At 70.6% G+C, this 9,643-nt stretch carries 8 protein-coding genes and 1 pseudogene; 3 read left to right on the top strand and 6 right to left on the bottom strand.

All coding sequences use genetic code 11. The annotated features are described in order from the left end of the window. Positions 1–1,084: sensor histidine kinase (locus tag VFB40_RS14610; protein ID WP_324850953.1), on the bottom strand; the 1,084-nt coding region annotated here is incomplete at its 3' end. A 210-nt stretch (positions 1,085–1,294) separates the two neighbouring features. Here VFB40_RS14610 and VFB40_RS14605 point away from each other — a divergent pair. Next, positions 1,295–1,765, top strand: coding sequence for a hypothetical protein (locus VFB40_RS14605; protein ID WP_324850950.1), 471 nt, complete (start codon positions 1,295–1,297; stop codon positions 1,763–1,765). Between the two features lie 176 nt (positions 1,766–1,941). On the opposite strand, the gene VFB40_RS14600 is transcribed toward VFB40_RS14605, so the two are convergent. Next, on the bottom strand, positions 1,942–3,225 hold the full coding sequence (locus VFB40_RS14600; RefSeq protein WP_324850948.1) for a hypothetical protein: 1,284 nt from the start codon (positions 3,223–3,225) through the stop codon (positions 1,942–1,944). A gap of 76 nt (positions 3,226–3,301) precedes the next feature. Then, positions 3,302–4,528, bottom strand: coding sequence for a glycoside hydrolase family 27 protein (locus VFB40_RS14595; protein ID WP_324850946.1), 1,227 nt, complete (start codon positions 4,526–4,528; stop codon positions 3,302–3,304). 284 nt (positions 4,529–4,812) lie between these two features. Between VFB40_RS14595 and VFB40_RS14590 the strand changes: the two genes are divergently transcribed. Beyond that, positions 4,813–5,277 carry a DUF5709 domain-containing protein gene (locus VFB40_RS14590; protein ID WP_324850944.1) on the top strand — a complete coding sequence of 155 codons (465 nt, stop codon included), beginning with the start codon at positions 4,813–4,815 and terminating at the stop codon, positions 5,275–5,277. Positions 5,278–5,352: 75 nt separating this feature from the next. Here VFB40_RS14590 and VFB40_RS14585 read toward each other — a convergent pair whose 3' ends face one another. Beyond that, positions 5,353–5,922, bottom strand: coding sequence for a hypothetical protein (locus tag VFB40_RS14585; RefSeq protein WP_324850942.1), 570 nt, complete (start codon positions 5,920–5,922; stop codon positions 5,353–5,355). 549 nt (positions 5,923–6,471) lie between these two features. Between VFB40_RS14585 and VFB40_RS14580 the strand changes: the two genes are divergently transcribed. Next, positions 6,472–8,202: an AfsR/SARP family transcriptional regulator gene (locus VFB40_RS14580; protein ID WP_324850940.1), complete on the top strand. Its 1,731-nt coding sequence runs from the start codon at positions 6,472–6,474 to the stop codon at positions 8,200–8,202. A gap of 72 nt (positions 8,203–8,274) precedes the next feature. On the opposite strand, the gene VFB40_RS14575 is transcribed toward VFB40_RS14580, so the two are convergent. Both VFB40_RS14575 and VFB40_RS14570 read right to left on the bottom strand, forming a co-directional pair. Then, entirely contained in the window at positions 8,275–8,988 is a 714-nt protein-coding gene (locus tag VFB40_RS14575; RefSeq protein ID WP_324850939.1) for a DUF5825 family protein, read from the bottom strand. Next, positions 8,988–9,643, bottom strand: a pseudogene (locus tag VFB40_RS14570) (RiPP maturation radical SAM C-methyltransferase); the annotation flags it as partial. The gene VFB40_RS14575 and the pseudogene VFB40_RS14570, both read right to left, overlap by 1 nt.

The following is a 9,643-nucleotide window of genomic DNA, read 5'->3' as shown; positions in this document are numbered from 1 at the left end:
GCAGCACCTCGCCGACCTGGCGGACCATCACCTCTGCCCGCATCGCGTTGGCGTGCTTCGTTGTATTGGTCAGCGCCTCAGAGATCACGAAGTACGCGACTGACTCCACGTTGGGCGCCACCCGCTCCTCCAGATCGACCCGAAGCCGCACGGGCAGGGGCGTGCGGGCAGCCAGTCCGGACAACGCCGCGTCCAGACCCCGGTCTTCGAGTACGGCCGGGTGCAGGCCCCGCACCAGGTCATTGAGTTCGGCGATCGCCTCCTTCGCCTCCAGGTGCGCTATCGCGATCACCTCGCGGGCATCACCCGACAGGTCCGGGCGGGTGGCCATGGCCAGACCCAGGTTGAGCGCGAGAGAGACTAACCGCTGCTGGGTGCCGTCGTGCAGGTCGCGCTCGATCCGGCGGCGCTCCGCGTCGACGGCCTCGATCAAGTCGGTCCGGCTCACGGCCAGCTGATCGACCCGCTCCTGGAGCCGCTGCGCCCGGCTGGGCCCGAGCAGGCCCAACACCAGCCGCGCCTCGGCCCAGGCTACTGTCCGCGCGGTCCAGTGCAGGGCGCACAGCAGGAGGAGTCCGGCCGCTGTGTAAGCCGGCAGCTGGGTCAGGTAGCCGAATGAGTCCTGGCGGATTCCGGTTGGCAGCGCCCATGCCCAGGCGTAGGCGGTGACGCCCGCCAGGCCCGCCGCCGCCACCGCGAGCACCAGCAGTTCCTGCAGCGCGAGCAATGGGCCCAGCAGGAGGTGATAGCCAACCCTGCGCCAAGGCCGCGTCACCCTGAGCCACCTGGCGGCCGAGGCCCACGTCCATCGTTCCGGCGCGGTGCGGGTGAGCCGGGGGACGTCCACACCGATGAGCATCCGGTAGCGGGCCCGCTGAACGGCCGTCAGCACCGGGGTGCCGAGCAGGATCAGCGCGGTCGACACGGGCACTGTCAGCAGCCAGTTCCCCGTCTCGGGGGTAATCGTCGCCGCCCAGGCCCACACCGGCACCAGCGCCAGGTGCAGCGGCACACCGGCGGCCAGAAAGCCGGTGTCCCGCCGTGCCCGCAGGACCGTGCGTCTCAGTCCAGCCGGAATCGTCATGGCACGACGCTAGGGCACCGTAGAAGGGCGGTGCCATGAAGGCTGTACCCGATCTCATGGTGAACCTAGTACTACAGCTACAGACCTTGATCTTGGTCTGTGGGCGGACAGCATCTCGGGTCGGTAGATCTGCTGCTAGGAATGTCTGTCGTGGCAATGACGTGGGCAACGATCGAGTCAGCGCTCGAAGGCAGCCGCACTGCGCCCGAGATGGTCGCTGCGCTGGCCGGCTCCTGCCCGGTTGAGATCGAGGAGGTGCTCGACCGGATCGGCGCGGGAGAGGCCGGGCGCCTGTTGAGCGAAGCCCAGCGCGCGCAATCGGCGGAGCGGCGAGGCAAGCTCGCGGCTTGCCTGGCGGTCTTGGACAAGACAGTGGTCGCGGGCGGTCAGACGCATAAGGGAGCTCTGCCTCGCTTCGGGAGCCGGCGCCGGGACCTGGCCTCGCGCTACGGCGATCTGGCGCTGTGCGCGCTCCTGGCGAGCTTGATCGACGTCGAACTCGGCGGCGAACCCGAGGCCAGGCGGGCCCGTTTCGCGAGGGCGGCTATGGCGCTCGAAAGTCACGTGGCGGCGGTACGGGAGGGCTCGGCCGGTGAGGTGGAGGCCACGGAAGCGGAGATCAGGCGTGCGCGAGAGATCTTCGCGCGAGTCGGCGGGTTGGTGCGCACTGGCGGCGACTAGGGGTAGGAGATCGAGGTGGCGCGGGGTGCAGGGCTTGTGCTTGCCGCTGTGGTGAGCTGCTCGCCGCTGCCGCCGCGATCGGGGTCTGCAGGCCGCCGGGTCACGTGCCCGCGATGATGGGGCACGGCACCCGGCGGCTGCTTACTTCTTGGTATCCGTGCTGTGTACGGCTCGGGTTAGCTCAGGTCGATTTGTGCGGCTCCGTCGTACTCGTGCACCCAGGAGGCGGACAGGGAGCCTTCCTTCACGTACGCCGAACCGGCCGTGGTGATGAGCCCGACACGGTTGTCCGTCAGGGCCATGTGCCCGACGCCGTCGAGCTCGTGTACCCAGGAGGCGGACAGGGAGCCTTCCTTGACGTACACCTGGGCCGCTGTGGTGAGCACTCCGACGCGGTTGCCGGTCAGTATCAGCTGCTCGACGCTGTCCAGTTCGTGCACCCACGCCGCCGACAGGTCGCCGTCTTTGACGTACGCCGAACCGTTCGTCGTCAGTACGCCGACCCGGTTGCCGCCGAGTGCTATGTGCGCGACGCCGTCGAGCTCGTGTACCCAGGAGGCTGAGAGGGAGCCCTCCTTGACGTACGCCGAACCGGCCGTGGTCACGACGCCGACGCGGGTGCCGGTCAGCGCGAGGTCGCGTACCCCGTCGAGCTCGTGCACCCAGGGGGCTGAGAGGCCGCCTTCCTTCACGTACGCCGAGCCGGCCGTCGTGACGATGCCGATCCGGTTGTCGGCCACGACGATCTGGACGACGCCGCTGTTCTCGGTCACCCAGGAGGCTGAGAGGGAGCCCTCCTTGACCAGCGCGTGGTTGTCCATGGTCAGCACGCCGATGCGGGAGGACGCCTGGACCATGTTCACGTAGTGGATCGGGGTCCAGTAGCCGCCGGACAGGTCGACGTCGCTGGCGGCGATGGTGCCGACGCCGAACGTGCTCTCCTGCTGGACGTTCGCGTACCGGTGGGCTCCGTTGTCGTCTGAGCTCCAGCCGACGAACAGCATGATGTGGTGCTCGCCGCTGTCGCCCGCGTTGCCCGAGTCATCGTGTACCAGCGCGTCGCCCGGTATCAGCGCCGCGGGGCTGACGGCCTGGAACCGCGAATCGCCGCCATCGTAGGACGGGTTGAACTCGGTGGTTATCAGAGAGCTGGTCAGCTCCCACGCCATCGAGATGAAGCCGGAGCAGTCTTCCCGGTAGTAGCCGCCCGGATCGTCCTGGCAGGTCTGCGTGTACGGGATGTTCTGGTTGACCCAGACCTGGGCACGTGCGAGCACGGTCGCCTGTGTCACCTGACCGCCTGACTGACCGCTTCCGGCGCAGCTGCTCATGGGACGGACGTGGGCCGGCGCGTCGGGTAGCGCTGCGGCCGCGGCAGGGTCGGCGGCGCCGACGGCGATGGTCAGCGCGGTGGCGGTGGCGGATAAGAGGACGTGGATGCGTGGGCGTGGTCGTTGCATGAAGGCTCCTTGGTTGTGGGTAGGGCGCCGCGTGATGCGGTGGGTTGTGGCGCGGTGCCGCGGGCGCGTGGCGGCGTCAGTTGACGGGCTTGATCACCAGGGTTTCGGTCTGTCCCGCCGGGAGGGTCACGGCGACGGCGCTGAAGGTGGTGGTGTGGTTCTTCCAGACGTTGTAGCCGGTGGCCTGGGTGGCGGTGATGCCGAGCTGGGAGAGGGTGAAGGTGCCGGAGATGGTGGACGTTGCCAGGTTCGCCAGCAGGACCGCGGTGCCGCCGTCGGCCTTCTTGAACACCGCCTCCAGGTTTCCGCCGGCGGTGGTGACGGCGGCGGCGGGCTGCGATCCGCTCTGGTCGATCGCGATGACGTCCGGGTTCTTCAGCGCGGCGAGCTCTTCGGCGGTGAGTGTGGTCAGGTCGGTGGAGATAAGCAGCGGGCTGGCTTCCTCGGCCCAGACGGACAGCTGGCTCTGCTCGTCGGCGAGTGACCAGCCGAAGGGGTGCGCGGCGGGCGAGCCGGGCACCAGCATGTCCAGGTCGTTCCAGTGGCCGGGGCCGGCGAAGGCGTGCAAGTGCAGGTCCGCGGCCAGGTGGCCGAGGATCGTGGTCGACGCGGGGTTCGCCGGCGATTCGTCGGCCGCGACCCGCCACATGTTCGCGAAGGCGGAGGAGGACTGCACGGCCTGGGTGAAGCCGGGCTGGCCGAGCACGTAGATGGGCAGTTCCTCGCTGTAGACCACGCTGCGGTCGGCCGCGCGCAGGTCCGCTCCGTACTGCCGGAACGCCGTTGTCAGGGAGCTGAGGGTGGTGCCGGAAGGCAGGCCGCCGCACTCGTCGATCTTCACGAAGTCCACGCCCCAGCCCGCGAAGGTTTGGGCGTCCTGCGCGTAGTGGCTGGCCGAGGCGGTCGCGCCGCCGCTGCCCGGCAGGTTCTGGCAGGTGCGGGTGCCGATGGCCTCGTATATCCCGAACTTCAGGCCTAGAGCGTGGATCTGGCCGGCCAGCCACGGGATGCCGTGCGGGAATCTAGCGGTATTCCAGGTCAGCGATCCGTCGGCGGCCCGCGATGAGGCCATCCAGCCGTCGTCGAGGTTCACGGTGTCGTACCCCGCGGCAGCGAGCCCGCTGCTGACCAGATCGTCGGCCTGGGTGAGCACCGCGCTCTCGGTCGCCCCGGCGCCGAACTGGTACCAGGTGTTGTAGCCCATCACCGGCAGCTGCCCGAACCGCGGCGGGTCGGCTTGGGCTCGGGACGGCGGCAACCACAGGGCGACCGAGGCCGCGGCGGCCATCGCAATGTGCTTCATCACAGTCCGCCGCACGGTCTCTCCAATGATCGTTCGTGATTCGGGGTGGCGCCGGGGACGATCGGACAAGAGCACTGTGGAGGGCGGCTTCGCGGCCGCCGGTGACTGCGTGTTCTGATTCGCCGGCGATGCGGCCAGCCTGTCCCCGCGTTGTTGCATTCCTGTTGCGTCTGCGTGGCGCAAGGGCCGCTCGGGACCAAAGCGCTGCGGGATGTTGATCTCAGGCACATGGGGTAGTACCGCTGGTGCTGACCCACCGTGGACCGCCAAACAGGGAGGCGAGCATGGCCGACCAGCCCATGGGAGACGACGTCTACCAGCCGGAGAACGAGGAGCAAGCCGACGCGGCGCCGCTGGACCTCGAGGACGCGCTGGACGAGCGCGATTACGACGATGTGCTCGACGAAGGGTATTCGCCGCCGGAAAAGCCGCTGGGCGCCACAAAGACCGGCATCACCGCGGCGGAGCAGCGTGACGGCGAGAGCCTCGACGAGCGGCTGGCCCAGGAGGTACCCGACGTGGGGGCCGAGGAGCCGGAGGAGATAGGCGACCTGCCGGGCGGCGAGGGCGAGCCGATCGACCCGGAAGCGGGCGAGTTCCGCTCCGGGCGGCTGGTCGCGCCGGACGAGGGCGCGCACGAGGACGACGAGTCGGATCTGATCGCCTCTGACGTGGGGATCGACGCCGGCGCCGCGAGCGCGGAGGAGGCGGCGATGCACCTGGTGCCCGAGGAGGAACTGGACTTCTGAAGGCGCGCCGCTCCCGCCCGGCGCGGCGCACACCGCACCGCACGGCTCGGGGCCGCAGGGGTCGTCGAGCGGGGCTTAAGAGCCGGCGTCTCGGGTCGGGGGTTGGCTGGCGGGTGGGGCGGGTCGCGGTGGGGCGGGTCGCGGTGGGGCGGGTTTGATCGTCACCTTGCCTCGCTCGGCTCGTCGTCGTCCCGGCTCGGCGACGACGAGCTCGATATAGGTCAGCGCGTCGCGCAGCGTGTCCAGGGCCTCGGCGGTGACGGCCGAGGTGCGGGCGGCGACGACTTTCGCGGAGACCAGCTCCATCGTGTTGCGGAAGTCGGTGATCTGGTCCTGCATCTGCGCGGCCCGCGCGGTCAGCAGATCCTCGGCGCCGCGCAGTCCGTCGAGGTCCTCACGCAACTCCTGGATGCGTTGCCGGGTACGCACGGACTGGTCCTGGAGAAGGTCGGCCTCCTCTTCGCCGGCTGCGGCGGCGGCGCGGTGCTGTTCGGTGATCCGGCTTTCGGCTGTTTCGAGGTCCTCGATCCGCTCGTCGAGCCGTTTGCGCGCAGCCACGATGTCCAGGGTGCTGCGGTGTACCAGCTCCAGCAGGTCCGCCTGCATGCGCGCCACCGCCGCCAAACGGTCTTCGAACTCTTTCACCGCCGCCTCCCGCCCAAGCACCGTCTCCGTGGCAACGAACACTCAGTGTGCTGCGTTCCCGTGCCCGTTTCCCGGATGCCCGTTCGGGCAGAAGACGCGATCAAATCTTGCGTTGAGGAATAATCACAGCACACTGTGAAGGACGGTAGCGGCCGAACAGGCAGGCGCGCGGCATCGGCGACCTGCGCGTTTTCGGACCGTCTGCTGGCCGGCGAGATGAAACTGTCGTTCGCGCGCAGTGTCAGGGGGTGCTGTATAGGAGTCCACTCCTAAAGACGCGATGCGTATCTCGCGACGGCCGGATTCAGCAAGTCCACACGACGGACTGCGGCCGTCTGTTTCACGCGCACCCGGGCGGAGGGGCCGTACCGGTGAGCGATGGGCGACCGTCGAGCCGCCTCCTCTCACCACGCCGGCTGTGACGGTGTGCGCATGGTGCGTCCGCCGGCCGGACCGCTGATCGCTGCGCGACCGACCCGGAGCCTCGGCCCCGGGGCGCGGATGCCGTCGGCTCCCGCCCGCGGACAGATCAGAAGGGTGGGAAACTCGATGCCTGATTCCGAGCTGCGCTTCAACGTGCTCGGCCCCGTGGAAGTGCACGTCGGCGGCGCGGTCGTCAACGTCGGGCCGGCGCGGGGGCAGGGGGTGCTGGCGGCGCTGCTGCTCCAGGCGAACCGGCCGGTGACGGCCGACCAGCTGCTCGATCGGGTCTGGGGCGACGGCCGGCTGCCCGACCGGCCGCGGCACACGGTGCAGACCTACGTCTCCCTGCTGCGGCGGGCGCTTCGCACGATCAAGGACGTCTCGATCGTCCGGCGGTCGAACGGCTACCTGCTCAGCGTGGACGAGCAGCTGATCGACGTGCACAAGTTCCGTGCGCTGGTGCGCGAGGCGCGCGCCGAGACCGACGATCGCCGCGCGATCTCGCTGTTCGAGCGGGCGCTGGCGCAGTGGCGCGGCGACGCGCTCGGGGCGCAGGACACGCCGTATCTCAACGGTGTCCGCGCGAGGCTGAGCCAGGAGCGGCACGCGGCCCAGCGCGACCTCACCGATCTGCACCTGCGCAACGGCCTGCACGGCGCGATCCTGGCGGAGCTGTCGTTCTGGGCGCGCGAGCATCCGCTGGACGAACGCCTTGCCGGGCAGCTCATGCTCGCCCTGCTGCGCTGCGGACGGCAGGCTGACGCGCTGCAGCACTACCAGCGGCTGCGGGCCCGCCTCGCCGAGGAGCTCGGCGCCGATCCGAGCCCGGCTCTGCAGAGCTTCCACCAGCAGATCCTGCTCGGCGACCCGACGCTCAGCGCGCCCGTCCCCGCCCCGGCCGCGATGCACCCGCGCGCCTACCCGGTGACCGCGCCGCGGCAGTTGCCCGCTGCGCCGCGGCTGTTCGCGGGGCGCGCTCGCGAACTTCTCCTGATCGATGAGGCGCTGGCGGCGGGTGAGAGCACGGAGGGGGGATTCGGCAGAGCGAACGGACGGGGCGGAAGTGAGGGATCGGGCAAAGCGGGGGGAACTGACGGATCGGACGGAGCTGGCGGGCCGAGCGGCGCGCCCGCGGTCGTCGCGATCAGCGGCGCGGCCGGGATCGGCAAGACCGCGCTTGCGCTGCACTGGTCGCATCGCAATCTCGACCGGTTTCCCGACGCGCAGCTGTACGTGGATCTGTGCGCCCACGACCGCTCGCGCCAGCCGGTGACGGCCGCCGAGGCGCTGCGCTGGTTCCTCCGCGCCCTCGGCCTCAGCTCGGCGATGATCCCGGCCGACGAGCAGGAGCGCTCCGCCCTCTACCGCAGCCTGCTCGCCGGCCGCCGGGTGTTGATCGTGCTCGACAACGCCCTCGACTACGAGCAAGTTCGCCCGCTGCTTCCCGGCACCGGACCCTGCCTCACCCTCATCACCAGCCGGGAACAACTCACCGACCTGATCGCGGTCGAGGGGGCGCACCCGGTCGCACTGGACGTGCTCGGTCCGCGGGAAGCTCGCGAACTGGTGACGCGGCGGCTCGGCGAGCGGCGCTGCGCCGGGCAGGCGCCGGCTGTGGACGAGCTTGTCGCGCTATGCGGCGGCCGGCCGCTGGAGCTGAGCGCGGCGGCAGCGTTGGCGGCAGTGCAGGCTGAGCGGCCGCTGGCCGAAGTTGTGGCCGAGGCGGCCGCCGAGCTGCGAGCGCGGTCCGACCTGCGGCCTGGGTCGGCGGCCGCGTCACCGGCGGCAGCGCCCGGGCTCGCCGATCTCGCCGCCACAGGGGCCGGCCTCGCCGATCTGAGTGCAGCAGGGCCCTAATACGTGCTGCGGCTCCGCCGCGCGGGCACGGGCCTGCGCGGCGGAGCCGGTCACGCGGTCAGACTCACGCGGTCACACGATCATCGAGGGCCATGGCCAGCGACGCACCCGGTACGGCAGCCACCAGGCTGAACCGCCGGCGATTCCGGCCAACCCTTCCGCGGCGAAGTCCTCCAGGATCCCGGCCGGCACGCTCGCCGCCGGTGCCCCGCCGATCAGGGCCTCGACGGCGGCCAGATACGCCGGGTCGTCGATGACGAAGCGCGAGAGCGTGCCATTGCGCCGGTCACGCACCTCGATGAAGCCCGGGCCGCGCCGATACACGCACTTGCACAGGTAGAACGTCTCGCGCCACGTGTCGAGCGCCTCTTGCGCGTCCGGCTGCCCGATCAGTTCGGCGGGCGGATACAGGTGGTTGAGCCGGCGCCAGACCTCGGTGTGCTCCCCCGGCCGCAGCCTCCAGTCGACGGCGACCCCCCAGCTGGTCAGCTCGCGCAGCAGGAGCATCGCACGCACCAGCGTCGGCTCGTCCATGCCGCCGGTCAGATCCACCGGGTGGCTGAAGGCCACGCGGCGCAGGCCGTCGCGGAACAGGCCTTCGACCAGGGCGGCCGGATCGCCCCCGCGCTCGCCGTCGCCGCTCGCGGCGAGCGCGTCGCGCCGGCCCATGGCGAGAGCGGGCAGCCCGAGGCCGAGCACCTCCTCGTCGTGCTCTCGCCACAGGGTGAGCGCGAGCGGCTCGCCGAGAGCGGCGGGCTGCGCCGCGGCAGTCGTCGCGACACTCATCAGGAAGCTCCTACCGGCGCGGGTTCGGGCTGGGGTTCGGATTGTGGTTCGGGCTCGGGTGCGGGTTCGGGTTCGCTCACGTCGATGCGCATCAGGTCCTGGTTCTTCGAGTCGGGCGCGACGTGTACGTAGTAACCCGCGTCCGTGAACACCAGGCCGAGCCGCCGCCAGTCGTCCAGCAGGCGGCACACCTCGTCGACGCCGCGCTCGAATCCTGCGTCGGCGAGCTTGCCGGCCAGGCCGGGCGCGGTGTGCGGCTGCTCGAGCAGCCGGAACGCGGCGACCTGCATCGGGTCGGTCAGGCGCAGCGTGGTCCAGTCGAACCCGGCGCGCCGGCTGACCAGCAGGATCTCGGCGCCCAGGTCGGTCTGGGAGAGCCGGCTTCGGGCGAACGCGCGCCGCCAGGCCTCCACCGCGCCGCGCAACCGCTCGCCGACCGCTTCGTCGATGCCCTGGTTCTGCGCGGCGAACACGTAGCCGAGGTCGAGCAGCTCCGACTCCGGAAGGTCGTAGTTCATCAGGTACTGCGCGGCCGGGCGCAGGTTCGCGAAGCCGAGGTCGGGCCGGTCGAAGTAGGGGCTGAAGCGCTCGATCGCGATGCGCGAGATCCCGTCGGGCGGCGGCAGGTGGTGCAGCGCGGGCATCTGCTCGATGA

The sequence above is a fragment of the Actinocrinis sp. genome (genome assembly GCF_035650855.1).
Lineage (GTDB): Bacteria > Actinomycetota > Actinomycetes > Streptomycetales > Catenulisporaceae > Actinocrinis.
Note: the sequence above shows the minus strand (reverse complement) of the source record. Positions and strands in the feature narration are given on the sequence as shown.

Excerpts from the sequence above, each read along its gene's own strand:
- VFB40_RS14605 (WP_324850950.1), top strand. The coding sequence starts at position 1,295 with ATGGTCGCTGCGCTGGCCGGCTCCTGCCCGGTTGAGATCGAGGAGGTG.
- VFB40_RS14600 (WP_324850948.1), bottom strand. The coding sequence starts at position 3,225 with ATGCAACGACCACGCCCACGCATCCACGTCCTCTTATCCGCCACCGCC.
- VFB40_RS14595 (WP_324850946.1), bottom strand. The coding sequence starts at position 4,528 with ATGAAGCACATTGCGATGGCCGCCGCGGCCTCGGTCGCCCTGTGGTTG.
- VFB40_RS14590 (WP_324850944.1), top strand. The coding sequence starts at position 4,813 with ATGGCCGACCAGCCCATGGGAGACGACGTCTACCAGCCGGAGAACGAG.
- VFB40_RS14580 (WP_324850940.1), top strand. The coding sequence starts at position 6,472 with ATGCCTGATTCCGAGCTGCGCTTCAACGTGCTCGGCCCCGTGGAAGTG.
- VFB40_RS14575 (WP_324850939.1), bottom strand. The coding sequence starts at position 8,988 with ATGAGTGTCGCGACGACTGCCGCGGCGCAGCCCGCCGCTCTCGGCGAG.